The organism is Phaeacidiphilus oryzae TH49, from assembly GCF_000744815.1.
Lineage (GTDB): Bacteria > Actinomycetota > Actinomycetes > Streptomycetales > Streptomycetaceae > Phaeacidiphilus > Phaeacidiphilus oryzae.
On sequence record NZ_JQMQ01000004.1, the window covers coordinates 535,462 to 560,516 of the forward strand.

20 protein-coding genes and 1 pseudogene are annotated in these 25,055 nt (G+C 72.7%); 11 read left to right on the forward strand and 10 right to left on the reverse strand.

Translation table 11 applies throughout. The annotated features are described in order from the left end of the window. The first annotated feature begins 379 nt into the window (after positions 1-379). A complete protein-coding gene (locus BS73_RS02580; RefSeq protein ID WP_051939149.1) occupies positions 380-2,038 on the forward strand; it encodes a carboxylesterase/lipase family protein in 1,659 nt (552 codons plus the stop codon). Between the two features lie 61 nt (positions 2,039-2,099). Here BS73_RS02580 and BS73_RS02585 read toward each other — a convergent pair whose 3' ends face one another. Further along, positions 2,100-2,987, reverse strand: a complete 888-nt coding sequence (locus tag BS73_RS02585) for a helix-turn-helix transcriptional regulator (RefSeq protein WP_037568855.1) — start codon at positions 2,985-2,987, stop codon at positions 2,100-2,102. A 157-nt stretch (positions 2,988-3,144) separates the two neighbouring features. Here BS73_RS02585 and BS73_RS02590 point away from each other — a divergent pair, with 157 nt between their 5' ends. The 5 genes from BS73_RS02590 to BS73_RS02610 all read left to right on the forward strand — a co-directional run bounded on the left by BS73_RS02590 (position 3,145) and on the right by BS73_RS02610 (position 9,580). Continuing rightward, complete coding sequence (locus BS73_RS02590; protein WP_037568856.1) at positions 3,145-3,720, forward strand: non-oxidative hydroxyarylic acid decarboxylases subunit B; 576 nt, start codon at positions 3,145-3,147, stop codon at positions 3,718-3,720. A 25-nt stretch (positions 3,721-3,745) separates the two neighbouring features. Next, entirely contained in the window at positions 3,746-5,164 is a 1,419-nt protein-coding gene (locus BS73_RS02595) for a non-oxidative hydroxyarylic acid decarboxylases subunit C (RefSeq protein ID WP_037568857.1), read from the forward strand. A gap of 14 nt (positions 5,165-5,178) precedes the next feature. Beyond that, positions 5,179-5,439, forward strand: coding sequence for a non-oxidative hydroxyarylic acid decarboxylases subunit D (locus BS73_RS02600; RefSeq protein ID WP_051939152.1), 261 nt, complete (start codon positions 5,179-5,181; stop codon positions 5,437-5,439). A 173-nt stretch (positions 5,440-5,612) separates the two neighbouring features. Further along, positions 5,613-6,245, forward strand: coding sequence for a flavin reductase family protein (locus BS73_RS02605; protein WP_037568858.1), 633 nt, complete (start codon positions 5,613-5,615; stop codon positions 6,243-6,245). A 251-nt stretch (positions 6,246-6,496) separates the two neighbouring features. Further along, complete coding sequence (locus tag BS73_RS02610; protein WP_084703773.1) at positions 6,497-9,580, forward strand: TIM-barrel domain-containing protein; 3,084 nt, start codon at positions 6,497-6,499, stop codon at positions 9,578-9,580. A 131-nt stretch (positions 9,581-9,711) separates the two neighbouring features. Here BS73_RS02610 and BS73_RS02615 read toward each other — a convergent pair whose 3' ends face one another. From BS73_RS02615 to BS73_RS02635, 6 genes and pseudogenes are all read right to left on the reverse strand, one after another. Next, positions 9,712-10,374, reverse strand: coding sequence for a TetR/AcrR family transcriptional regulator (locus BS73_RS02615; protein ID WP_063836894.1), 663 nt, complete (start codon positions 10,372-10,374; stop codon positions 9,712-9,714). Positions 10,375-10,424: 50 nt separating this feature from the next. Next, positions 10,425-11,255 carry an oxygenase MpaB family protein gene (locus BS73_RS02620; RefSeq protein ID WP_037568859.1) on the reverse strand — a complete coding sequence of 277 codons (831 nt, stop codon included), beginning with the start codon at positions 11,253-11,255 and terminating at the stop codon, positions 10,425-10,427. A 160-nt stretch (positions 11,256-11,415) separates the two neighbouring features. Then, on the reverse strand, positions 11,416-11,928 hold the full coding sequence (locus BS73_RS02625) for a sigma factor-like helix-turn-helix DNA-binding protein (RefSeq protein ID WP_037568860.1): 513 nt from the start codon (positions 11,926-11,928) through the stop codon (positions 11,416-11,418). A 202-nt stretch (positions 11,929-12,130) separates the two neighbouring features. Beyond that, entirely contained in the window at positions 12,131-12,772 is a 642-nt protein-coding gene (locus BS73_RS40255; protein WP_265736849.1) for a DUF4232 domain-containing protein, read from the reverse strand. A 218-nt stretch (positions 12,773-12,990) separates the two neighbouring features. Then, positions 12,991-13,449, reverse strand: a complete 459-nt coding sequence (locus tag BS73_RS40870; RefSeq protein ID WP_407674951.1) for a PP2C family protein-serine/threonine phosphatase — start codon at positions 13,447-13,449, stop codon at positions 12,991-12,993. A 140-nt stretch (positions 13,450-13,589) separates the two neighbouring features. Then, positions 13,590-14,327 (reverse strand): annotated as a pseudogene (locus BS73_RS02635) (PP2C family protein-serine/threonine phosphatase); the annotation flags it as partial. Between the two features lie 157 nt (positions 14,328-14,484). Here BS73_RS02635 and BS73_RS02640 point away from each other — a divergent pair. From BS73_RS02640 to BS73_RS02660, 5 genes are all read left to right on the forward strand, one after another. Then, positions 14,485-15,201 carry a Pr6Pr family membrane protein gene (locus BS73_RS02640; protein WP_152617481.1) on the forward strand — a complete coding sequence of 239 codons (717 nt, stop codon included), beginning with the start codon at positions 14,485-14,487 and terminating at the stop codon, positions 15,199-15,201. A 160-nt stretch (positions 15,202-15,361) separates the two neighbouring features. Next, on the forward strand, positions 15,362-15,775 hold the full coding sequence (gene paaI / locus BS73_RS02645) for a hydroxyphenylacetyl-CoA thioesterase PaaI (RefSeq protein ID WP_051939382.1): 414 nt from the start codon (positions 15,362-15,364) through the stop codon (positions 15,773-15,775). After that, the gene (gene paaK, locus BS73_RS02650; RefSeq protein WP_037568862.1) at positions 15,772-17,079 is read left to right on the forward strand and encodes a phenylacetate--CoA ligase PaaK; all 1,308 of its coding nucleotides are present in this window, start codon (positions 15,772-15,774) and stop codon (positions 17,077-17,079) included. Before paaI ends, paaK begins: the two co-directional genes overlap by 4 nt. Before the next feature lie 166 nt (positions 17,080-17,245). After that, positions 17,246-18,241, forward strand: a complete 996-nt coding sequence (locus BS73_RS40260) for a hypothetical protein (RefSeq protein ID WP_037568864.1) — start codon at positions 17,246-17,248, stop codon at positions 18,239-18,241. 17 nt (positions 18,242-18,258) lie between these two features. Beyond that, complete coding sequence (locus BS73_RS02660; protein ID WP_037568865.1) at positions 18,259-18,921, forward strand: pyridoxamine 5'-phosphate oxidase family protein; 663 nt, start codon at positions 18,259-18,261, stop codon at positions 18,919-18,921. A 366-nt stretch (positions 18,922-19,287) separates the two neighbouring features. Here the strand turns inward: BS73_RS02660 and BS73_RS02665 are convergent, their stop codons facing one another. The 3 genes from BS73_RS02665 to BS73_RS02675 form a co-directional block, all read right to left on the reverse strand. Then, positions 19,288-20,316, reverse strand: coding sequence for an aspartate-semialdehyde dehydrogenase (locus tag BS73_RS02665; protein WP_037568868.1), 1,029 nt, complete (start codon positions 20,314-20,316; stop codon positions 19,288-19,290). A 184-nt stretch (positions 20,317-20,500) separates the two neighbouring features. Further along, on the reverse strand, positions 20,501-21,739 hold the full coding sequence (gene fdhA / locus BS73_RS02670) for a formaldehyde dehydrogenase, glutathione-independent (RefSeq protein WP_037568870.1): 1,239 nt from the start codon (positions 21,737-21,739) through the stop codon (positions 20,501-20,503). A 207-nt stretch (positions 21,740-21,946) separates the two neighbouring features. After that, positions 21,947-24,973 carry a glycoside hydrolase family 2 TIM barrel-domain containing protein gene (locus BS73_RS02675; RefSeq protein WP_037568872.1) on the reverse strand — a complete coding sequence of 1,009 codons (3,027 nt, stop codon included), beginning with the start codon at positions 24,971-24,973 and terminating at the stop codon, positions 21,947-21,949. Positions 24,974-25,055: the final 82 nt, after the last annotated feature.

Genomic DNA, 25,055 nt, shown 5'->3' on the forward strand with positions numbered 1-25,055 from the left:
GGCTTGCCGGGTAGAGCTCGCGTGCCGCAGCGCGGACGGAGTCGTCCAGGCGTGCCGCGCGATAGTGGTCTGTCGACTTGCCATGAGTTCCGCCCGGGGCGGGGGCGCCCCGCCCTGAGGCCGGGAAGCCGGGCGGGGCGCGGTGCCGGAAGGGACGCCGGTCCGCCCGTCCGCTCGGTCAGCTGCGTTGCGATACGGCCCGGCCGGCCTGCCTGGGCCACCGTGCCACTGAAGCCGTGAGCCGGGATCGGATGACCCACTGACACCCACCGACCGCAGAAGGGGCCCGGACCGCTGTGCGGGCCGCGACTATTGTGGGCGTTGGGGCCCGCGGCGCAGAATCCGGACTCCTCATCGCTTCTGCCTCTCGGGAGGTCCAGTGCGGTTCACTCGCCGGCGGAGCTTCGCCCTGCTGCTGAGCCTGTTCGCCCTACTGGTCGTGACGACGGCCGTACCCGCGTCAGCCGACACCCGCCCCGTGACGGTCACCACCGACAAGGGCACCCTCGCGGGAGGCACCGCGGACGGCGTCGACCGCTTCCTCGGCATTCCCTACGCCGCACCGCCGGTCGGCCACCGACGGTGGCAGCCCCCCGCTCCCGCCGCCGCCTGGGCGGGTGTGCGGTCGGCCACCGCCTACGGCCCGCGCTGCCTCCAGGCGGCCAACGGCCAGAGCGCCGGTCCGGGGATGAGCGAGGACTGCCTCTACCTGAACGTCTACACCCCCGCGAAGCGCGGCAACCGCCCGCTGCCGGTGATGTTCTGGATCCACGGTGGCGGCTTCTCCAGCGGCTCGGGAGACATCTACGACGGTTCGCGGATCGCGAAGGCCGACAACGTCGTGGTCGTCTCGATCAACTACCGGCTGGGCGTGTTCGGCTTCCTCGACCTGCCCGGACTGAGCAGCCAGGGCGCCGGCGACTACGGGCTGCTCGACCAGGAGGCGGCGCTGCGTTGGACCCACCGCGACATCGGCGCCTTCGGCGGGGATCCGGATCGCGTGACCATCGCCGGCCAGTCCGCCGGCGGGCACTCCGTCTGCGCCCTGCTCGCCTCGCCACCGGCGCGCGGCCTGTTCTCCGGCGCGATCATCCAGAGCGGCGGATGCCCCAGCCTCACCGTCGCCCAGGCCACCGCCAGGGGCCGGAGTTACGCGGCGGCAGCGGGCTGCGGCGACGTCCCGGCCAGTGTGTCCTGCCTGCGGAACAAGCCGGCCGACCAACTGCTGGCGTCGGACGGCGGCTTCCTCGGGGGCCTCCTGAGCGGCCCCCTGCCGGTGGCCGGTGTCCCCGAACTCCCGCTCGCGCCGGGCACCGCCGTCCGGTCCGGCCGGTACGCGCACGTCCCCCTGCTGATCGGCACCACCCGGGACGAGGTGCGCGAGTGGGCGCTGCCGTTCGCGGGCGCGACCCAGGCGCAGTACGAGCGGGCCGTTCGGCTGGAGTTCGGCGCTCGGGCCGACGCCGTCCTCGCGCACTACCCCTACCGCGCCCGCAGCGGCCCGTATGCCGCGACCTACGCCATCAGTTCGCTGTGGGACGACAGCAGCGTCTTCTACGGCCTGGCGGGCTGTCAGTACCAGAACCTCACGGCCGAGTTCGCGGCCCGGCAACCCCGGACCTACCTCTACGAGTTCGACGACCCGCATCCGCCGACCCCCGGCGCTCCCGCCGACTTCGACGCCGGAGCCCCGCACACCGGCGAGCTGAGCTATCTGTGGCCCTCGGAGACCTCGTCCCTCCTCTCCCCGCCGCAGCAGGAGCTGTCCAGTGAGATGGTGCGGTACTGGGGCTCCTTCGTGGAGCACGCGAACCCCGCCACCCCGGGTCAGGCCCCCTGGCCGGCGTACGGCAGCGGCAGCGGCGGCGACGGCGGCGACGGGTACATGTCGCTGCTGCCCGGTGGCGGCAGCCGGGCCCTGGACGCCGGGGTCTACGCCGCCCGGCACCAGTGCGCGTTCTGGAACTCCATCCGCTACGGCTGGCTGACGACCGACCCCGGCCGACTCGCCGCCGAGGCAGGCGTCCCCACCTCCTGACGACGGCTCCCGGCCCGCGGGGGCATCCTCCCGCGCCGCCCGCGGGCCGCCGCACAGACCCTCACCCTCCGATGCGCGCGCGGTGGCGGAAGGCCGTGGGGGTCTCGCCGGAGCAGCGGCGGAAGAACTTGGTGAAGACCGTGGCCGAGGTGAAGCCCAGCTGCTCGGCGATGCGGGCGGGGGCCAAGTCGGTGTGCACCAGGAGGCGCTTGGCCTCCAGCAGCACGCGGTCGTCCAGGTACTGCTTGGCGGTGCGGCCGGCGGCCGCCAGGCAGGCCCGGGTGAGGGTGCGCACGCTGTAGCCGAGGGCCTGCGCGTACTCGTCGACGGTGTGGCTGACGGTGAAGTCGCGTTCCAGCGCCTCGTGGAACCGGCGGAAGGTGTCGCTGCTCGGCGCCTCGGCGTGCTGCCGGTCGCGGAGGTGGGCCAGGCGCAGGAGGAGCGCGGAGGCCAGGTGCCGGACGAGCTCGATATGCGTGGCGAGGGGCACGGAACCGGTGTCGTAGTAGACCTCGCGCAGCAGGGCGAGGAGCCGGGTCGCCAGCTCCTGCTCGGTCCGGTCCGGGATGATCAGGCCCCGCCGCGGGGACGGGTCCAGACCGACGGCATCGACGGTCGAGGCGTCGAAGAACCCCGGCATGAACATCAGGATGGTCCCGTCCGCCGCCTCGGGGGACTGGTCGAAGCTGTGCACCTGCCCCGGGTGGATCCACAGCCACCTGCCGGGCAGCACGAGGTGTTCGGCCCCGTCCACCCAGTGCCGCAGGCTCCCGGTGCGCACGGTGATCAGGTGATGGAACTCGGCGCGCATCGGACGGCCCAGATCGACGCCGTGGGCCTCGGCTCGCTCCCGAAGCTCGGCGAACTCCCGGATGTCCAGGCCCGGCGGTCCGCCGGGGGAGGGCCGGAAGGGGATCCGCGCGATCGCATGCTGTCCGTTTTGGTTCATGAGCTGTCCCAAGGTTACCGGAGCGGGCCCTGAACCCCTGCTTAGCGTGGTGGGTGACCGGGCTGCCGGTGACCGAAATCTTCCTTCGGCCACCCGGGCGCCCGCGTGACACGAGTACCTGAGGAGCGAGCCGCCCATGCGTCGATTGATCGTAGGCATGACAGGAGCGACCGGTGCGGTCTTCGGCGTCCGGCTCCTGCAGAACCTGGCGGAGCAGCCGGAGGTGGAGACCCATCTGGTGCTCTCGCGTTGGGCGCGGACGACCATCGAGCTGGAGACGGGGATGTCGGTGCGCGAGGTGACCGCCCTCGCCGACGTGGCGCACGCGCCCGAGGACCAGGGCGCGGTGATCTCCTCGGGCTCGTTCCGGACCGACGGCATGGTGATCGCGCCGTGCTCGATGAAGAGTCTGGCCGGCATCCGCGCCGGTTACGCGGACGGCCTGCTGGGCCGGGCGGCGGACGTGGTCCTCAAGGAGCGGCGGAAGCTGGTGCTGGTGCCGCGGGAGACCCCGCTCAGCGAGATCCATCTGGAGAACATGCTGGCGCTGTCCCGGATGGGCGTGCAGCTGGTGCCGCCGATGCCCGCCTTCTACAACCACCCCCGGTCGGTGGACGACATCGTCGACCACGTCACCGCCCGCGTGCTGGACCAGTTCGACCTGCCCGCTCCCGCCGCCCGGCGGTGGGACGGCATGCGCGCAGCCCGAGAGCTGCGGCCCACCGCCGTCTGAGCCCTACGACGATCCTGGAGTTCCCATGGCCTATGACGACCTGCGCAGTTTTCTGGACGCCCTCGACAAGGAGGGCCAGCTTCGGCGCATCACCGAGGAGGTGATGCCGGAGCCGGACATCGCGGCGGCCGCGAACGCGGCTCCCCGCCTCGGGGAGGCCGCCCCCGCACTGTATTTCGACAACGTCTACGGCTTCCAGGACGCGAGGATCGCCGTCAACGTCCACGGCTCATGGGCGAACCACGCGCTGGCCCTCGGCCTCCCCAAGGAGACCGGGACCAAGGAGCAGGTGGACGAGTTCATCCGGCGCTGGGCCGAGTTCCCCGTCGAGCCGGAGTGGCGGGAGAACCCGCTGTGGGCGGAGAACTCCGTGGAGGGCGACGAGGTCGACATCTTCGAGGTCCTCCCGCTGATCCGGCTCAACGACGGCGACGGCGGCTTCTACCTGGACAAGGCGGCGGTGGTCTCCAAGGACCCCGACGACCCGGAGAACAGCGGGAAGCAGAACGTCGGCGTCTACCGCATCGAGGTCAAGGGCAAGCGCAAGCTCGCCCTCCAGCCGGTGCCGATGCACGACATCGCCCAGCACCTGCGCAAGGCCGAGGAGAGGGGCGAGGACCTGCCGATCGCCATCACCCTCGGCAACGACCCGGTCATCTCCATCGTCGCGTCCACCCCCATGGAGTACGACCAGAACGAGTACGAGCTGGCCGGCGCGCTGCGCGGCGCTCCCGCCCCCATCGCCGCCGCCCCGCTCACCGGGCTGCCGGTGCCGTGGGGCTCCGAGGTGGTCATCGAGGGCGTGATCGAGGGCCGCAAGCGCGAGATCGAGGGCCCCTTCGGCGAGTTCACCGGCCACTACTCCGGCGGCCGGAACATGACGGTGATCCGGATCGACCGGATCTCCTACCGCAGCAACCCGGTCTTCGAGCACCTCTACCTCGGCATGCCGTGGACCGAGATCGACTACCTGATGGCCGCCAACACCTGCGTCCCCCTCTACCAGCAGCTCAAGCGGGACTTCCCCGAGGTGCGGGCGGTCAACGCGATGTACACCCACGGCCTGGTGGTGATCGTGTCGACCGGGAAGCGCTACGGCGGCTTCGCCAAGGCGGTCGGCATGCGGGTGCTGACCACCCCGCACGGACTCGGCTACGCGGCCACCGTGATCGTGGTCGACGAGGACGTGGACCCGTTCAACCTGCCGCAGGTGATGTGGGCTCTGTCGACCAAGATGAACCCGCGCGGCGACCTGATCACCGTCCCCAACCTGCCGGTACTCGAACTCGCCCCGCAGGCGGAGACCCCCGGCATCACCGACAAGCTCATCATCGACGCCACCACCCCGGTCGAACCGGACCGCCGGGGCAACTACGGCAACCAGGTCCGCGACCTGCCGGAAATGGGCGCCTGGCTGACGAAGCTTCAGCAGCTCGGCAAGTGAAGGAGAACCAAGCCATGACCACGACCCGCACCCCCGCCACGCCGCCTGCCGAGTGCCCCCGCTGCGCCCACCGCACCCTGGAACTCCTCTTCGTCTCCCCGGTCGCCGGCGCCTGGGAGGTCTACCAGTGCCAGCAGTGCCTGTACTGCTGGCGCACCACGGAACCGGCCCGCCGCACCCAGCGCGAGGCCTACCCGGAGAGCTTCCGGATGACCGTCGAGGACATCCGCAACGCCCCGGAGGTCCCGGCGATCCCGCCGCTGCGCGGCATCTGATCTAGCGGGCTTCGCCCCCCCGCATGCCGGTGCCCGGAGGTCCCAATCGCCGGGCACCGGCTCGTCGTTCCGCTGACCAGTACGTTGTCGCTGAGCCGCCGCTGAGCCGCCGGCAGGGTGACGCTGGCGGGGGGCGTTGGGATGCGCGCCGCTGGACCGCGATACTGGGGATCATGCGCATCGACTTCGATCCCGAGACCACGAGTTCCCCCGACTTCTACCGGCTGCTCACCGCGACGGTCGTGCCGCGGCCGATCGCGTGGGTGTCCACCCTCTCCGCGGACGGCGTCGCCAACGTCGCACCGCACTCCTTCTACACGGTGTCCAGTGCCGCCCCGCCGATCGTGCAGTTCACCTCGGTGGGCACCAAGGACAGCCTGCGGAACGCGGTGGAGACCGGGGAGTTCGTGGTGAACTTCGCCTCGGAGTCGCAGTTCGCGGAGATCAACGACTCGGCGACCGACTTCCCGCCGGAGGAGGGCGAGTTCGCGGCGGTCGGGATCGCTCAGGAGCCCTCGGCGCTGGTGAAGCCGCCGCGGGTGGCGGGCTCGCCCGTGGCGATCGAGTGCCGGCTGCACAGCACCGTCGGCTTCGGCGTCTCGACGGTGGTCTTCGGCAGGGTGCTGCGGATCGCGATCGACGAGGCGGTGCTGGTGGACGGGCACCCGGAGATCACCCGGCTGCGACCGCTGGCCCGGCTCGGCCGCAATGAGTGGGGGACTGTGGGGGACCTCCTCGACCAGGGCCGGATCCGGCACGCCGAGTGGCGAGAGGGCGTCAGGACCCCGAAGGGCGACCGGAGTTGAGGCCGGGCGGAGACAAGGGACGGGGGTGACGGCCGGAACGGGACGCGGGTCTTGCGCAAGCGGTTGCCGCAGCACATCATGTGACTGCCCTGTGCCCGATCCATGTGAAACGGCGTCCCGTCCGCGGTTCTGAAGGAGTCCTGGTGCTGCGCCGCAGAGCCAAACCCGTCGTCATACTGGTCGCCGCACTGCTGGGGCTGACCGCCCTCCAGCAGTCCTCGAGCGCCGCCCCCGCCCGCACTTCGACAACGATGTCAAGTCCCCGGGCCAAAGCGGTGGTCTCCGGCGACGCCCGTTTCGAGGTGCTGTCGCCCACCCTGATCCGCACCGAGTACGCCGGCGACACGCAGTTCCTGGACGCGCCGACCTACAACGCCATCGGCCGGGACGGCTTCTCCGGGGCGCCCTTCACCACCAGCACCTCCAACGGCTGGCTGAGCATCGACACCGGCACGGTGGTCCTCCGGTACAAGACCGGCTCCGGCCCCTTCGGCCCGGACAACCTCCAACTCCGGCTGAAGGCCGGGCGCCAGCAGGTCACCGCCGCCCCCTGGGGCGCGCACTCCTGCGACTTCGGCAAGCTCTGCGAGGCCGAGAGCCTCCAGTTGAACGGCGTGGGGGTGGCCACCGACCACACCGGGTACACCGGCACCGGCTTCGCCGCCGGCTTCCAGAGCAGCGGTTCCTCGATCTCCTTCCAGGTGACCGCGCCCACCGCCGGCACCTACGAGCTCGACGCCCGGTACGCCAACGCGGTCGGCGGCGACGGCCAGGACGTCACCCGCACCCTCACCGTCTCCGCCAACGGCACCGACCACGGCCTCACCCTCCCGACCACGGCGGACTGGAACACCTGGGGGCTCGCCAAGACCCAGGTGACCCTCGCCGCGGGCACCAACACGGTGACCGTCCATCGGAGTGCGAGCGACTCGGGCAACGTCAACATCGACAGCCTGGCCGTGCTCACCCCGGGCGCCGCCTACCCGCCGGCGCCGTCCAACGTGCGGCCCTGCCCGTTCGGCACGGTCTGCGAGGCCGAGGCCGGCACCCTCAACGGCTCCGCCGTGCTGGCCGGCGACCACAGCGACTACTCCGGCGGCGGCTTCGTCGCCGGTCTGGAGTCGGCCGGCGCCTCGGACGTCCTCCACGTCACCGGGGTGCCCAAGGCGGGCCACTACGCCCTCCAACTCCGTTACTCCAACGCCCAGTCGGCGGCTCGCAAGATCACCGTCCAGGTGGGCTCGGAGGCGGCCACCACCGCGTCCCTCGACACCACCAGCAGCTGGGACTCCTGGCGGACGGTCGCCGTCCCGGTCGACCTCGCGGCCGGCGACCAGGACGTGACCCTCGGCTGCACGGCCGACGCGGACAGCTGCCACCTCAACCTGGACACCGCGGCGCTCACCGCGGCCAACGCGCCGCTGCTCGCCCCGCACGCCCCGCTCGGCGGCTACCGCCGCGGTCTGGACGGCGTCAACGGCTCCGCCCCGACCACCCCCGGGCTCCTCTACCAGGACGGCTGGAGCCTGCTGGACGACAGCGGATCGGCGGTCTTCGACGACGCCACCAAGCAGGTCACCCAGCGCGGCGACCACCACGGCAAGCCGTACCAGGACGGCTACCTCTTCGCCTACGGCCACGACTACCAGCGGGCGCTCTCCGAACTGGCCACCCTCACCGGCCCCTCCGAGCTGCTGCCCCGCTGGGCCTACGGCGTCTGGTACTCCGAGTACTACGACCGGAGCGCCGCCGACTACGAGAACACCATCCTGCCCAAGTTCCGCGCCGACGGCGTCCCGCTGGACGTCCTGGTGACCGACACCGACTTCAAGTCGCCCAGCACCTGGGACGGCTGGGAGATGGACCCGGCCAAGTACCCCGACCCCAAGGCGTTCTTCGACTGGGCGGCCTCGATGGGTCTCCACAACACCCTCAACATCCACCCCAGCATCGTCCCGAACGACTCGCAGTACGCCCAGGCCCAGGCCACCGCGGGCAACACCCTGACCAAGGACGGCAGCCAGTACGTCTTCGACTGGGGCCAGCCGGCCCAGCTCAAGGCCTATATGGACCTCCACCAGAGCATGGAGCAGGCCGGCGCCGACTTCTGGTGGCTCGACTGGTGCTGCGACAACTCCTACTCCTCGCTGGGCGGGGTCACCCCTGACGCCTGGATCAACCAGCAGTACGCGAGCGACGCGAACAAGACCGTCGGCCGCGGCTTCGTCCTCTCCCGCGCCTTCGGCTCGCTGCAGGCCGGCGGGTACAGCGGCCCGCAGCCGGTGGCCGGCGGCCCCTGGGCGGACAAGCGCACCACCGTCCACTTCACCGGGGACACCACCTCCACCTGGGCGACGCTGAAGTTCGAGGTCGGCTACACGCCCGGGGAGTCCGCCTCCACCGGCCTCTCCGCGGTCAGCCACGACATCGGCGGCTTCAACAACGACGGCACCCAGGCCAAGGGCGCCGAGCCGGGCAGCACCAAGGACGCCGACGACCTCTACGCCCGCTGGGTGCAGCTCGGCACCTTCCAGCCGATCGACCGCCTCCACGGCAACCACAGCGACCGGCTGCCCTGGCAGTACGGCACGGCGGCCAAGGACTCCGCGGAGAAGTTCCTCAACCTCCGCGAGAACCTGGTGCCCTACACCTACACCCTGGCCCAGCAGGCCTCCCGGACCGGTGTCCCGGTCACCCGGCCGCTCTACCTGCAGTACCCGGACTCGCAGGAGGCGTACGCCCAGGACGGTGCCGAGTACCTCTACGGTCCGGACATGCTGGTCGCTCCGGTGACCACGCCGGGCGAGTCGGCGACCACCTCGGTCTGGTTCCCGCCGGGGAGCAGCTGGACCGACTACTTCACGGGCAAGACCTACGCCGGCGGCACCACCGCGCAGATCACCACCGACCTGTCCACCATGCCGGTCTTCGTCAAGTCCGGCGGCATCGTCACCACCCGCACCCACGACGTCGCCAACGACGTGCAGAGCAAGCTGACCGCGGTCACGGCCACGGTCGCGGAGGGGGCGTCCGGCAGCAGCTCGCTCTACGAGGACGACGGCGTCTCCAAGAGCCCCGCGCAGGTCCGCCAGACCCGCCTGGACTACTCCCGCACCGGCGCGGTCCACACCCTCCGGATCGCGGCGGCCACCGGCCCGGTGACCCAGCGTCAGTGGACGGTCGCCTTCACCGACGCCACCGCGCCCAGCGTGGTCTCCCTGAACGGCCGCCCGCTGCCGTCCTCCGCCTGGAGCTGGGACGCGGCCGGTCACACCCTCACCGTCACCACCCCGACCCGCCCGACCGACCAGAGCCAGACGGTGTCCTACCGCTGACCCCGGTCCGCTGAGCCCGGACCGCTGACCGCGGTCCGATGACGCGGACCCGTGACCCCGGTCCGCCGCTACCAGGTGACCCGCGCCGCCTTTCGGGGGCGCGGGTCACCGTGCTGCCAGGGGCGGGGGCCTCAGGCGCCGGCCCGCTCCCTCCGGGGGAGGGCCGCGGCGGCCGAGTCCCGCCGGGCGCCATCGGCGACCAGCGTGAACAGATCGGTGAGCTGCTCTATCAAGGCGTCCCTGGGGGTCGGGCGGTCGGCCCGCAGCCAGGCGGTGACGGTCTCGGCGACCCCGCCGACCAGGAAGGTGCCCAGGAACTCCGCCCGCTCGGTGCCCAACTCCCTTCCGGCATCGGTCTGTTCGAGCATCAGCCGGACGAACGGCCGGACCGTCTCCCGGCGCCGCCCGGCCAGCTCGGGGCTGAGCGGCGCCTCCAGGAAGAGCACTCTGGCCTTCCGGGGATCGTCCGTGACCAGCTCGACGGCGGCCCGCAGTGCCGCCCCCGCGATGGCCCGCGGTGTGCGCGGGGGAGCGACCGCGCTCGCCGCCGCGCCCATCGCGGCCACCACCTCGTCGGTGACCCGGCCGGCCACCGCGGCCAGCACGGCCTCCCGGTCCTTGAAGCTCTCGTAGTAGTACCGCTCGTTCAGCCCCGCCCGGGCGCACAGCCCGGCCACCGTGAGTGCCGGGAAGCCGCGCTCACCGATGATCTCCAGCGCGGCGTCGAGCAGTTCGATGCGCCGCTGCTCGCGCCGCCGCTCGGCGGTCTGGCCGCCGTAGGTCCTGGTGCCCATGGCAGCTCATTCTGCCCGCGCGGGAGCCGTCCGCGGCGTTGTTCCGCCGGTCATGTGAAGGCGCGTCCGGCTCGCATCCGCCGTTGGAAGTCCCGGTAGTAGACGTTGAAGGGGAACTCCCGCAGCGGGCGGGGGAGCGCGCCCAGGGCCCCGGCCAGACCGCGCACCACTCCCCGGAACAGCCGCTCGCGGCGCGGCCCCCAGTCGAGGCGGAGCTCTTCCCGGAACTCCTGGGGCAGCCAGCCGATCGACATGAACCGCATGCCCGGGCCCAGCAGCAGGGAGAGCGGGCGAGGCAGGTAGCGCAGGTCGATGAGCTGGTGGAGGAAGGCGCGGGAGGCCTCGTCGGACCCGATCCGCCGCAGCCCCTCCTGCCAATACTCCTCGAAGGCCCGCCGGTCGGCCGGCCACATCTCCGTCGGCACCTGGAGGGTGTCGGCCAGCCGCGCGCCGTGCCGGTACAGCGCCTCCAGCGCCTCGCCCTCGGGCTCGCCGAACCGCGCCCGGTAGAGCTCCTCATAGCCGAGGTAGATACAGGCGGCCACCCACAGCTGGAGCCCTCGGTCGAAGGCGTTGTAGGCGACGGAGTCGCCGGGGGCCGAGCGGACACCCCGGTGCTGGCGGTTGATCTCCTCGCGCAGCCAGGCGCGTTCCTCCTCGGTGCCGAGGTCGGCGACGACGAGGTAGGTGAGGGTGGTCCGGGTGCGCTTGACCGGGTGCCGGTCCAGGCGGCCGCTGTGGACCCTGCTCTTCATCACCCCGTAGGCGACGGGCAGCCTGCTCAGCTGCATCAGGACGTTGGCCGGTCCCGCGGTGAAGACCAGCGGGCCGAGGACGAACTCCTGGAAGGTCCGGGGGACGGGCTTGCCGGCGACAGGCATCGCAACCTCTCAGCGGGCGATCCGGTATCTGGCAAGAGTGTCCACCAGATCGTGGGATCTGGCAACGTGCCTTGCCGGATCGGCGCTCCGCCGCAGGCCGCCGGGGCTTTCGGGAGGCTTTCAGGGGGCTTTCAGGAGGTGGGGGACGGGGGCGGCGCCGTCACGGCGCGCTGTGCCGGGCCCAGTCCTCCAGCCGTGCCTCCAGCTGCCCGTGGGCGCGGTGCAGCCGGGTCGCCGCTATCCCCTTGGGGACCCCGGTGATCTCGGCGATCTCCGCCTCGGAGAAGCCCTCGACGTCGGCGAGGTAGACGGTGAACCTGACCTTGGGGGTGAGCGAGTCCATCGCGTTGCGGACGGCGTCGGCCGCGTCCGTGGTCGGCGAGCCGGGGCCACCGCCCTGCGCCGGGACCTCCTCCTCGGCCGCGTCCAGCCAGGCGCTGTAGAGGTTGCGGAAGAGCCAGGTGCGGGCGTCGCCGGCGGGCGGCGCGGACTTGCGGTAGGTGCGGTAGGCGCGGGTGAAGGCGCGCTCCACCAGCTCCTCGGCGCGGGCCGCCGCGCCGGTCATCCGGTGCGCGGCCGCGTAGAGGCGGTCGAGGTAGGGGAGGGTCTCGTGCTCGAAACGCGGGTCTCCGCAGTCGTCGGCGGCTGGGGAGGGCAGGACCACGGTGCTCATCGGCCACATCTCCTCGGGACGGACGTCGATCGATCACCGATCGATCAGCATCATGCCCTGAGATCCCGTGTGATGTCCAACACTTCCTCGGGATCGTCCCGATAGAGGCCGACTATCGACCCCAGTCGCCCACGCCTATCTGGCGAACCGTCAGCGGACCGGCCGGTCGCCCCGCCGCCCCGCCGGCCCGCCGTCCCCCGGCTCAGGGCTGCACCGGCTGGACCGTGAAGACCCCCGAGCAGACCTGGTACCGCGCCTGGACCTGGAGCGAAGCGCGGGAGGCCGGCGGGTACACCCGGAGCGAGGAACCCGTCGCCCGGCAGGAGCCGCCGAGCGGACCGTTGGTGGTGTGCAGCGGGGCGCGGGCGGACTTCCCGGGACGCAGCACGACGGTGTTCACCGATTGGCCCGACTCGTGGGTCGCGGGCGCTCCGATCTGCCGCCCCTGCGCGTCCAGCACGCTCACGCCCGGGTAGCCGCGCAGCGCGCAGGCGGCCGAACCGGTGTTGGTGAAGACGAGGGGGGTGTAGAGCTGGCCCGCGCCCACGTCTCCGGGGCCGAGGGAGAGCCGGAGCTGCCCGGCGGCGCAGGTGGCGACCCCGCCCGCGGGGCCGCGCCGGCGGAGGCCGGGGCACCGGCGCCGGCCGTGCCGCCGCCCGTGCCGCCCGCGGAGCCGGCGGCCGGGCCGGGGGAGCCCGTGCCGGCGCCGGTGCCCGTCGTCACGGTCGCGGAACGGGCCGTTCCCTGCGCGCCGGTGGCGGGAGCGGAGGGGGCCGAGGCCGCCGCGGAGGTCGCGGAGCCGCTCGGCGCCGTCTGCTGGGCGCTCCCGCCGGAGGAGCCGCAGCCGGAGAGCGCGGCGGCCGCTGCGATCGCCGCTCCGGCCATCAGCGCTGTGCGGGGGGTGACGAGGTTGCGGCGCATGCGCGTGCTCCTTCGAAACGGTCGGAAGCGGTCGTGCACGGACGAAGACGCAGCCGACGCATCGTCAGTTCCCATGCCAAGCGCGGCTATTCGGACACGTGTCGGCGAGCGTCACGCGAGCACGAGAGGGGGTCCACCGTCTCAGGTTCGAACGGGGCCGGGACGCCCGCAACTCGCGGCCCGGGGTCCGCTCGGGCACGGCGGGCACGACGGGCGCGTCAGCTCACCGGAAGCCGGCCGCCATGATGCTGCGCTGGAGCGCCGCGGAGGACGGCGCGGCCGGCCCGGCGGGAGCCGGAGCGAGCCCGGGCGCGGGGACTGCGCGGGGGCGCGTTCGATCGCCAGCACGGTTATGTCGTCGCGCTGCCGCCCGTGGGTGTACGCCTCCACGTCGCTCTCCATCCGGGCGAGCAGTTCGTCCGTCCGCAGCCGCTCCGCGGACCAGGCAGAGAGCCGCTCCTCCAGCGGGTAGAAGGCGCCGCCGGGGGCGCGCGCCTCGGTGACCCCGTCGGTGAAGAGCAGCAGCACCGACCCGGCCGGCAGGGCGAAGCTGTGCGCGGAGCGCGGCTCCGGGGAGAGCGCCTGCAGCCCGAGCGGCACGGACGGCGCCTCCGGCAGCGGCCCGACCGGCGGCTGGGCGCCCGGGGGCAGCTCCGCCCTCGCGCCCCCGCGGGGCCGCCGCCGGGGATCAGCAGCGGGGCGATATGGCCGCAGTTGACGGCGCGGACGGTGCGCCCGCCGTCGGTCTCCAGCAGCAGGGCGGTGACGAAGCGCTCCGGCTCGCCCGCGCGCACGGCCTGCTCGTTGTGCCGGACGACGGCGTCCTCCAGGGCGGCGGCCACCCGCTGGAGGCTCTCCTCGCGCGGCGCCGACTCGCGGAAGGCGCCGAGCACGGCGAAGCCGGTGCCGATCGCCGGAAGTCCCTTGCCCTGGACGTCGGCGATCAGGATCCGGCTGCGCCCGCCGGGCCCGTCGGCCACGTCGTAGATGTCGCCGCCGACCAGCCGCTCCTCCTCCATCGGCCGGTACAGCCCGTGGACGAGGACGCTGGGCTCCCGGGCCGGCGCCCGGGCGGGGAGGGAGCGCAGCAGCTGGCGCTGGAGGGCACCCGCGGTGGTGCGCAGCCGGTCCACCCGCTCCTCCTGGCGGAGCCGGCGGCGCCCGGCCTCCAGCGAGAGCGCGCTCAGCACCACCGCGACGCCGATCAGCGTGGCCACCGTGCGCGGCGGGGACGGCTGGAAGTGGAAGGAGACGATCAGCCCGGCGACGCTCCAGGCGCCCGCGACCAGGGTCTGCCGGGCGGTGCCGTAGCCGGAGACGAAGGCGGGCAGGAAGAGCAGGACCAGGGAGAGCCGGATGCCGAGGCCGAAGGCCAGGTCCACCACGGCGATCAGCGCGGAGACGCCGGTAAGGAGGAGGACGAGGGCGGCGGTGGTCAGGCGGGGGCGGCGGGTGGTGGCGCCGGGGTCCTGCGGCATCGTCCGTCCCTCCGTTGCTCGGCGGTGGTTCCGAACCTACGTGCCGAAGGAGAGTGCGGGCCAGGGACCTTGGTCCGGATACCGGTGCGGAGGGTTCCTCGCCAGTAACATGACGCTCCGCGATATGCGGACGTCCACGGAGGGGGATCCATCAGTCATGGCAGCAACGTCATCCGCGTCCACAACGGGGCCCGACCCGGAGGTCCGGCGGCGGCGCCGGGTGACGGCGTACCGCGCGGTGCTCTTCCTGGTCGGGGCGGTCGGGCTCGTCCAGGCCGTCTACTCGGGCATCGCCGATCCGGGGCCGGCGGACTTCTGGATCTACTTCACCTTCCAGTCGAACCTGATCCTGGCGGTCTGCTTCGGCATCCTCACCGTGCAGGGCCTGCGCGGCGGGGCGGGGCCCGGCGTCCCGCCCGCGGTGAAGGGCGCCGCGACGCTGTACATCCTGATCACCGGGCTGGTCTTCAACCTGCTGCTGGCCAACCCGGCCAGCCCCTTCTACACCGTCCAGCAGGAGTCGCACTACGTCTGGCACAGCGTGCTGCTCCACGTCCTGTGCCCGCTGATGGCGCTGGGCGACTGGGTGTTCATCGGCCCGCGCGCCCGGCTGCGGCTGCGGGACGCCCTCCACTGGCTCGGCTATCCGCTGGCCTACCTGGCGTTCGCGCTGGTCCGGGGCGCGGTGGTGGGCGGCGGCACCCGCTACCCGTACCCCTTCCTGGATCTCACCGAGCACAGCGGGGTGGCGGTCACGATCAACTGCGTCTGCCTGGCGGTCTTCTTCTGGCTGCTGGGGACGGCGCTGGTGGGGATCGAGGCCGGGCTGACCCGGAGGTGGACGCGGCTCGCCGCGCAGAGCGTGAACCCTTGACAGCCCCGGCCGACTGAACCGAATATTCGGTCGGTGACAGCCTGCTGGACCGCTGGGAGGGGTGCCCGTGTCCGAAGAGCCGACGCCCGGCGAGGAGCCGGAGCCCGGCGAGGAGCCGGAGCCCGGCGGCGCCGCGCGCCCGCCGGAGTCCGTACGCCGGATGTTCGCGGAGGACGCGGCCTCCCAGGCGCTGGGCATCGAGCTGCTGGAGGCGGAGGCGGGCAGCGCGCTGCTGAAGATGACCGTCACCCGGCAGATGGTCAACGGCCACGGCATCGCCCACGGCGGCTACCTCTTCCTCTTCGCCGACACCGCCTTCGCCTGCGCCTGCAACGGCCGCGGACCGGTGACGGTCGCGGCCGGCGCGGGCATCGACTTCCTCGCCCCGGTGCGAGAGGGTGACGTACTGCTCGCCCAGGCCGAGGAGCGGCACCGGGCCGGGCGCGGCGGGCTGTACGACGTCCGGCTGCTGCGCGGTTCCGAGGTGGTCGCGGAGTTCCGCGGACGCAGCCGGGAGCTGCGCCGGGGCGGCGCGGCCGATGCGGTTTCCGGAGACGGGAGGCGGTCCGAATGACCCGGCTCGGCACCCCGCCCACCCCCGAACTCCTCGACCCGGCCGAGCGGTTGAGCCGCGGTCAGCTGCGCGAGCTGCAACTGCGGCGACTGCGGGAGATGCTGGCCTACACCTATACGAACGTCCCCGCCTACCGGGAGAGGTTCGACCAGGCCGGGGTCCGGCCCGAGGACTGCCGCGAGCTCTCGGACCTGGCCCGCTTCCCGCTCACCGGCAAGGACGACCTGCGGGCCCAGTACCCCTTCGGGATGCTCGCCGTTCCGCGCGAGCGGCTGCGCCGACTGCACGCCTCCAGCGGGTCCACCGGCGCCCCGACCGTGGTCGGCTACACCGACGGAGATCTGGACACCTGGTCCGGGGCGGTGGCCCGGTGCATCCGCGCGGCCGGCGGACGGCCGGGCGACCTGCTGCACAACGCCTACGGCTACGGGCTGTTCACCGGCGGGCTCGGGCTCCACTACGGTGCCGAGCGGCTGGGCTGCACGGTGGTGCCGGCCTCGGGCGGGATGACCTCCCGGCAGGTGCGGCTGATCCAGGACTTCCGGCCGGACGTCATCACCGCCACGCCGTCCTATCTCCTCACCCTCATCGACGAGTTCGAGAAGCAGGGGCTCGACCCGCGGGCCTCCTCGCTGCGGATCGGCATCCTGGGCGCCGAGCCGTGGACCGCCGAGATGCGCGAGGAGATCGAGGAGCGGCTCGGCATCCACGCGGTGGACATCTACGGCCTCTCCGAGCTGATGGGGCCCGGCGTCGGCCAGGAGTGCGTGGAGACCAAGGACGGGCTCCACCTGTGGGAGGACCTCTTCCTGCCCGAGATCGTCGACCCGCTCACCGGAGAGGTGCTGCCGGACGGCGAGGAGGGCGAGCTGGTCCTCACCTCGCTGGTGCGCGAGGCGATGCCGGTGATCCGGTACCGCACCCGCGACCTGACCCGGTTGCTGCCCGGGACCGCCCGTCCGGCGTTCCGGCGGATGGGGCGGATCACCGGGCGCACGGACGACCTGATCATTCTGCGCGGGGTCAACCTCTACCCCACCCAGATCGAGGAGCTGCTGCTGCGGATCCCCGTTCTGGCCCCGCACTTCCAGCTGCGGCTGACCCGGGAGGGCCGGCTGGACCGGCTCACCGTCCGGGTCGAGGCACGCCCCGACGCGGGCCGCGAGCAGCGCGAGGCGGCGGCCGAGGCGCTGGTCCGCGCGGTGCGGGACGGCATCGGCGTGGGAGTGGGCGTCGAGGTGGTCGACCCGGAGACGCTGGAGCGCTCGGTCGGCAAGATCCGGCGGATCGTCGACGAGCGCTGAGGGGGCGCGGGCGTTGAGGGGGCACGGGAAAGGGGACACCCTAACGGGCTGAACAAAACGGACATAACGGACTTGGGTCCCTCGGGCGGCGCGACTCGGCTGGTCGGGGCTGCGATGGGCGGCTGACGCTGGTCTGGTGCGGTCCCCACTCCCTGAGGAGCCCTGAATGACGACTCACGTCGATCCCCCTCTCGTCCAGGACGCGGAGTCCACTGCCGAGCCCGGCGTCCAGGCCGACGCGCGGGCCGCGGTCCCGCCCGAGTCCGAACCACCGCCGGTCTCTGATCTGTCGGGCTCTGATCTGCCCGCGCTCGATCCGCTTGCCCCCGTCCCGGTCGGCGACGGCATCACGGCGCTGGTCGGGGGAGCGGGCGAGGACCCCGCGGCGGTGATGCTCTGCGCGGCCGTGGCGGCCCGGCCGGTCCGGGAGGTGGTGCGGCTCGTGCGGCTGCTGGTGCCGGTGCTCGGCGACGAGCTGCAGCAGGCGCTGCGGGTGGCCGCGCTGGTGCGGCCGATCGAGGAGGTCGCCGAACTGAGCGGCGCGCTCGGCGGAGCCGACGGCGAGCGGCTTCGGCTCGCCGGAGGGCGAGGCCCCGCGACAGAGGACCGGCCTCGATCCGGGCTCGGGGGCGAGCGCGAGCGCGATCGGGAACCCGGGGCGCGGGCGGAAGAGGCGGTCGGCGCTCGGGCGCTGGGCGGCGCTCGGCGGGTGCGCGCTGCAGCGTGGCCGGCGTGGACGGCGGCCTTGGCGGTACTGGTCGCCGCTGCGGCGGAGTTCGCCGGACGGTGGTCGCCGGAGGCCGGGCGGACGGTTCCGGTGTGGTCGGTGCCGCTGGGCGCGGGGGCGGTGGTGGTCGCCTGGCTGCTGGTCCGCCGTGGCGGCTCGATGGGCGGTTGGCTGGCGGCCGCGGTGGTCTGCGCGGTGCCGCTGGCCGGTCGGCTGCTCGGCGTGGTCCGCGCGCCGGGCGGGTGGGCCGGGTGGACGGCGATCGGGGCGGAGGCGGCGGTGCTGCTGCTCGCCGTGTGCGTGCTGCCGGGGCTCGGGCTGGCGGCGGCGGGCGCGGGCGCGGGCGCGGGTGCGGGTGCGGGTGCGGCAAGAAGGCGCTCGACGGGCGGCCGACGAACGGATAGTGTCACTAAGGCAATCGATGAATTGAACTAGTGCATAAGGAGTCCGGTATGGCGGCCGGTCAGGCGGAGGCGTACGGACCCGGCGAGCGGACCGTGCCCACCAGGGCGCGGGAGCGGGCGGACTGGGACGCGGAGACGATCCACGGGATCCTCGACGAGGGCTACCTCGCGCACCTCGGATTCATCCGCGACGGAGCGCCGGTGGTGCTGCCGACGCTGTACGGGCGGATCGGCCACCGGCTCTACGTCCACGGCTCCACCGGCTCCCGTCCGCTGCGCGCGGCGGACGGGGACGCCGGCCTCGCGGTGTGCCTGACGGTCACTCATGTCGACGGCATCGTGCTGGCGCGCTCGGCCTTCCACCACTCCATCAACTACCGCTCGGTGGTGGTGCACGGCACGGCGTACCAGGTCACGGACGCGGAGGAGCGGGCGACCGCGCTGGACGCGATCGTCGACCAGGTGGTGGCGGGGCGCGCGGCGGACTGCCGGCCGCCGGACGCGAAGGAGCTGGCCGCGACCGCGGTGATCCGGCTGGACCTGCGGGAGGCGTCCGCGAAGGTGCGCACCGGGGATCCGAAGGACGAGCCGGAGGACCTCGAACTGCCGTACTGGGCAGGGGTTCTGCCGCTGCGGCGGGGGTATCTGCCGGCGCAGGCGTCGGCGGATCTGAGCTCGGGGATCGCGCTGCCGACGTATCTGGGCGGCTGAGCGCGCGCCGGGCGCGCGGGCCGGCGACGGCGCTTGGGTTGCAAGCGTGGGCGGCGTTGCCGGGTGCGGCGCCGTGGCTGGTTGGGCGCGCAGTTCCCCGCGCCCCTTTTCGCCCTTCGGGCTCATGCGGGGCGTGGGTTGCTGCGTGGGCGCCGTTGCGGGGTGTGGCGAGGTGGGCGGCTGGGCGCGCAGTTCCCCGCGCCCCCTTTTTCGCCCTTCGGGCTCATGCGGGCCTGGGTTGCTGCGTGGGCGCCGTTGCGGGGTGCGGCGAGGTGGCTGGCTGGGCGCGCAGTTCCCCGCGCCCCTTTTCTCGCCCTTCGGGCTTCGGCCTTTGGGCTTGGGCGGGGCGCGGGGTGGGGTCGTGGGTTACGCGGTCAGGTCGGCGGCCACCAGTTCGGCGATCTGGATGGCGTTGAGGGCGGCGCCCTTGCGGAGGTTGTCGTTGGAGAGGAAGAGGGCGAGGCCGTTGTCGACCGTCTCGTCGACGCGGATCCGGCCGACGTAGGACGGGTCCTGGCCGGCGGCCTGCAGCGGGGTGGGGATCTCGCTCAGCGCGACGCCCGGCGCGCCGGCCAGCAGCTCGGCGGCCCGGTCCGGGGTGATCGGCCGCTCGAAGCGCGCGTTGACCTGCAGCGAGTGCCCGGTGAAGACCGGCACCCGGACGCAGGTGCCGGAGACCTTCAGCTCCGGGATCTCCAGGATCTTCCGGCTCTCGTTGCGGAGCTTCTTCTCCTCGTCGGTCTCGTTGAGCCCGTCGTCGACGATCTTGCCGGCCAGCGGCAGCACGTTGAAGGCGATGGGGCGGGCGTAGACCGAGGGCGCCGGCAGGTCGATCGCGGAGCCGTCGTGGGTGAGCGCGGCGGCCCGGTCCGCGCCCTTCTGGATCTGCGCCTCCAGCTCGGCCACGCCGGCCAGACCGCTGCCGGAGACCGCCTGATAGGTGGTGGCGACCAGGGCCTTCAGCCCCGCCTCCTGGTGCAGCGGCTTCAGCACCGGCATCGCGGCCATCGTGGTGCAGTTGGGGTTGGCGATGATGCCCTTCGGCCGGTCCACGACGGCGTGCGGGTTGACCTCCGCGACCACCAGCGGCACCTGCGGGTCCATCCGCCAGGCCGAGGAGTTGTCGATCACCACGGCGCCGTCCCGGGCGACCTTCTCGGCCAGCGCCTTGGAGGTCGCGCCGCCCGCGGAGAAGAGGACGATGTCGAGCCCGGAGTAGTCGGCCGCCGCCGCGTCCTCGACCGTGATCTCGCTGCCCTTCCAGGGGAGCGTGCGCCCGGCCGATCGTGCCGAGGCGAACAGCCGCAGCTGCTCGACCGGGAAGTCGCGCTCCTCGAGCACGCGGCGCATCACGCCGCCGACCTGCCCGGTGGCTCCGACGATTCCGACCTTCATCCGACTCGCTCCGCTCGTGCTCGGGGGCCCTGCTGGCGCACCTGGGACAACTGGCTCAATCCTGGCTCACTGACCAGCACCCTACCGGAGGGCCCCGCACCACCGGCAAGGAATATTGCCTGGTGGGACGGGGCCCGGAGGTGCGGGGGACGGCGGTGGGGCCGCCGTCCGGCGCGAGCCGCGGTCAGGCCGCGCGGACGCCCTTGAGCGAACCGTGCGGGTCCAGGACGTACTTGCGGCTCGCGCCCTGGTCGAACTCCGCGTACCCACGTGGGGCGTCCTCAAGCCCGATCACCGTGGCGTTCACCGCCCGGGCGATGTGCACCCGGTCGTGGAGGATGGCCATCGAGAGCTGCCGGTGGTAGCGCATCACCGGGCACTGGCCGGTAGCGAAGCGGTGCGACTTGGCCCAGCCGAGGCCGAGCCGGACCTTGAGGGTCCCGGTGCGGGCGTCGGTGTCCACTCCGCCGGGGTCGTCGGTGACGTAGAGGCCGGGGATGCCGAGGGCGCCGCCCGCCCGGACCGTCGACATCAGCGAGTTGAGGACGGTCGCCGGCGCCTCCGGCGCGGACCGGCCGTGGCCGCGCGCCTCGAAGCCGACCGCGTCCACCGCCGCGTCCACCTCGGGCACGCCGAGGACGTCCGCGATCTGCTCGCCGGGCTCGCCCCTGGTCAGGTCGACCGTCTCGCAGCCGAAGCTGCGGGCCTGCTCCAGCCGCTGCCGGTTGAGGTCGCCGACGAAGACCACGGCCGCGCCCAGCAGCTGGGCCGAGGCCGCCGCGGCCAGACCCACCGGACCGGCCCCCGCCACGTACACCGTGGAGCCGACGCCGACCCCGGCGGTGACCGCGCCGTGGAAGCCGGTCGGGAAGATGTCCGCGAGCATCGCCAGGTCGATCAGCCTCTCCCGGGCGGCCTGCTTGTCCGGGAACCGCAGCAGGTTGAAGTCGGCGTAGGGGACGAGGACGTACTCGGCCTGGCCGCCGACCCAGCCGCCCATGTCCACATAGCCGTAGGCGGCGCCCGGGCGGGCCGGGTTGACGTTGAGGCAGATCCCGGTCTGCCCCTCCTTGCAGTTGCGGCAGCGGCCGCAGGCGATGTTGAAGGGCACCGAGACGATGTCGCCGACCTTGACGAACTCCACGTCCGGGCCGCGTTCCAGCACCTCGCCGGTGATCTCGTGGCCGAGGACGAGGCCCTCCGGGGCGGTGGTGCGGCCGCGCACCATGTGCTGGTCGCTGCCGCAGATGTTGCTGGCGAGGACTTTGAGGATGACGCCGTGCGGCACCTTCCGCCCGACGTTCTCCTTCGCCACGCCCGGGCCGTCGCGCAGCTCCAGCGCCGGGTAGTCGATGGACCTGACCTCGACCGCCCCCGGCTTCAGGTAGCAGACCGCGCGATTGCCTTGACCCTGACCGCTCATGACCGTAACCGTCCTTTCGCGTACGGGTTGGGCGGTTCGGAGTCTGCTACTGATACGGGGGACTGGCCATCCTCCGCGCGGCGGCCGTCGCACGGAGGATCCGGACCATCCCGGTCCGCTTGGGTGTGCCCAGGGGTGCCGCCGGAGAGCAGCGCGGGCGGTCAGCGGACTCCGGTGCGGCCGTGTGGCGCTCCCGCTGCAACGGGATCACTCACGACCTGGCAGGGGCTGGAGCGTGAGGGTGAATTCGGCGGGGCCGACCTCAAGGCGATGCTGGGGGAGCACACCCGGTCCGACGGCGGCTGTGCCGATTCCCTGGACCGCATGGTCCGTATACAGGTGGATCACCGGCTCCGGGGTCAGATCGGTCTGGTGCCGTGCCGCGGCCAACTGCCGGTCGCCCCAGCGACGGGCGGCCAGGTGGAACAAGGGGTCACCGTCGACGCGGATCCCCCCGCCGGCCGGTTCACCCAGCTCGGCCCAGCGGACGTCCGCGCGGTTGCCGTTGTCCTGCGGGCGAACGTACGGGGTCTGCAGATCGTCCACGGTCGATTCGAAGCGGCCGATCCTGCTCGCACACCGGGAGTCCGGATAGGCCTCCCCGGGACCGGCGCCGAGCCAGCCGACACGTGACCAGCTCTCGGGCAGTATCCAGTGCAGTCCGATGCGCGCGACCGACGGGGCCTTGTCCCGCCGGACCAACTCCGCGTACTGCTCGGGCGGCAGATCGTGGTCGACCATGGCCTCGCCGAATCTGTCGCCGCGCTCAGGCCAATGTCCCACCGGCTCGGCGCGCACCTGCAGGCGTACCCGGTACTGATCGGCGTCCCAGCGGTAGGTGGTGAGGTAGCCGCTGCTGGACGCGGCCGCCGCGCTGCGCACCACCACCGTCAGCGCGTCCTCGCCCAGGTCGAGCGAGACCGTCCGGTGGTGCAGCCGGTCGAGGCCCCGTTCCCGCCAGTAGGCGGCGTCGCGTTGGGCACCGCCGAGATCGTTGTCGGTGGGTGCGCGCCACAGTGTCAGCCAGGGGCCGCGCAGGGACTGCTCGCCGAGACCGATCAGCGTCCCGGTGTGCCGGTCGAAACGGCCCGGGCCGAGGGTGATGTCTCCGTCCGTGGTCGCGGCGGTCGCCCGATCGCCGGTGAGTCGGGTACGGACCGGAACCTCGGAGGGGGCGAGGGGCATCTGTCCCCAAGCCACCGGATGCCCCTTGGAGGCCCATGGTTCCGGCTCTGCCAGCTCGGCCTGGACGGTGAGCCGGAGTTCGCCGCCCCGGCCGGGGGCGACCGGCACGGGTACTTCCACCCGTTCGCCCGCGGCCAGCGGGGGAACGGTCAGTGTGCCTGCGTCGACCGGTGTCCCGTCTTCGCTGAGCGACCACGTCCACTGCAGGTGCGACAGGTCCCGGAAGTCGTAGCGGTTCTCGACCGCGATCGTGCCGGAGCTGCTGCCGGGGCTGATCCGGACCGGTTCGATGACCTTCTGGTACTCCAGCAGCCCCGGCGACGGGGTGCGGTCGGGCAGGACCAGGCCGTCGCAGACGAAGTTCCCGTCGTGCAGTTCCTCGCCGAAGTCCCCGCCGTAGCCGAAGAACTCCCGGCCTTCCGCGTCCGTCGTGCGCAGGCCCTGGTCGATCCACTCCCAGACGAACCCGCCCTGGACGCGTGGGTACTCCTCGCACAAGCGCAGGTACTCGGCGAGCCCGCCGGGGCCGTTGCCCATCGCGTGGGCGAACTCGCTGAGGAGGAAGGGCATGCGGTTGCGTGGTTCGTCGGCGGGGTCCCCCTCGCCGTCCGTGGCGGGGTAGAAGCACTCTCCCGGCCTCAGCCGTCCCTGCCCGATGCGCTTGACGTTGGCCTGCGTCCGGTACATCTCCGCGTAGACGTCGGTGTACCGGCCGAACCGGTCGCCCTCGTAGTGGATCGGGCGGGAGGGGTCGCGTTCCCGCACCCATGCGGCCATCGCGGCGAGGTTCCCCCCGTCTCCCGCCTCGTTGCCCAGCGACCACATGATGACGCTGGGGTGGTTCTTGTCGCGCTCGACGGTCCGCTCGATGCGGTCGAGGTATGCCGTGCGCCAGCGCGGATCGTCCGAAGGGTTGCCCTCCCATCGCCCGGCGCCGGCCGTTTCGAATCCGTGGGTCTCCAGATCGCATTCGAGCACGACCCACAGACCGAACTCGTCGCAGAGGTCGAGGAACCACGGGTGGGGAGGATAGTGCGAGGTGCGGACCGCATTGATGTTGTGCCGTTTCATCATTTCGACATCGCGGCGCATCGTCTCGCGGGTCACCGCGCGGCCCCGGTCCGGATCGAACTCGTGCCGGTTCACACCGCGCAGCACCACCCGCCGCCCGTTGACCGTGAGCACGCCGGCTTCGGTGATCTCGACCGTGCGGAACCCGATGCGCAGCGATACCCGCTCGCTGGCGGTGGCGAGCACCGCCTCGTACAGGAACGGATCCTCCGCGCTCCACGGCCGCACGGCGCCGAACGTCAGCTCCTCCTCGGCCGGCACGTCGACGACGCCCAGCTCGGGGATGCTCACCCGGACCGGCGCCCCCGCATCGACGTCGAGACTCACGCGCCCCGCGCCGGTGCCGGCGTCGTAGGCGGCGCGGACGAACACGTCCCGGATCCCGCCGGACGGGCACGCCGTCAGGGTCACCTCGCGGAAGATCCCCGACAGCCGCCAGGTGTCCTGGTCCTCCAGATAGGTGCCCGAGCTGTACTGGTGCACCCGGACCGCGAGCACATTGCGCCCCGGCCGGAGCGCCGCGGCGGCGTCGAACTCGACGGGTAGCCGGCTGCCGCGGCTTACGCCCAGCTCGATGCCGTTGAGCCAGACCCGCGCGCAGGAGTCGACGCCTTCGAAGCGCAGCACCGACGGGGCATCCGGCCAGGACGCGGGCACCTCGAACACCCGGCGGTAGTCACCGGTCGGGTTGTCGTCCGGCACGAAGGGCGGATCCACCGGAATGGGGTAGGAGATGTTCAGATACGCCGGACGGCCGTAGCCGTGCAGCTGCCAGTGCGAGGGCACCACCAGGCGGTCCCAGCCGGTGTCGTCGAAGTCCGGCAGTTCGAAGCCGTCCGGCTCCACCTGCACCGTCGGCGAGAACCGGAACGCCCAGGAACCGGTCAGGTCGAGCCGCGGGGCGTCCGAACGCAGGGCGGCACGGGCTGCGGCGCCTCCGTAGCCGGGCGAGAAGTCCTCGAAGTAGCGGGCGGACACAGCTCTCCTCCATCGGGTGCAAAGGGCCTGGTCTGTCGAGCTCATATCGGGTCGCGTGGCCAGCCGGTGCGGGCAGGGCGGT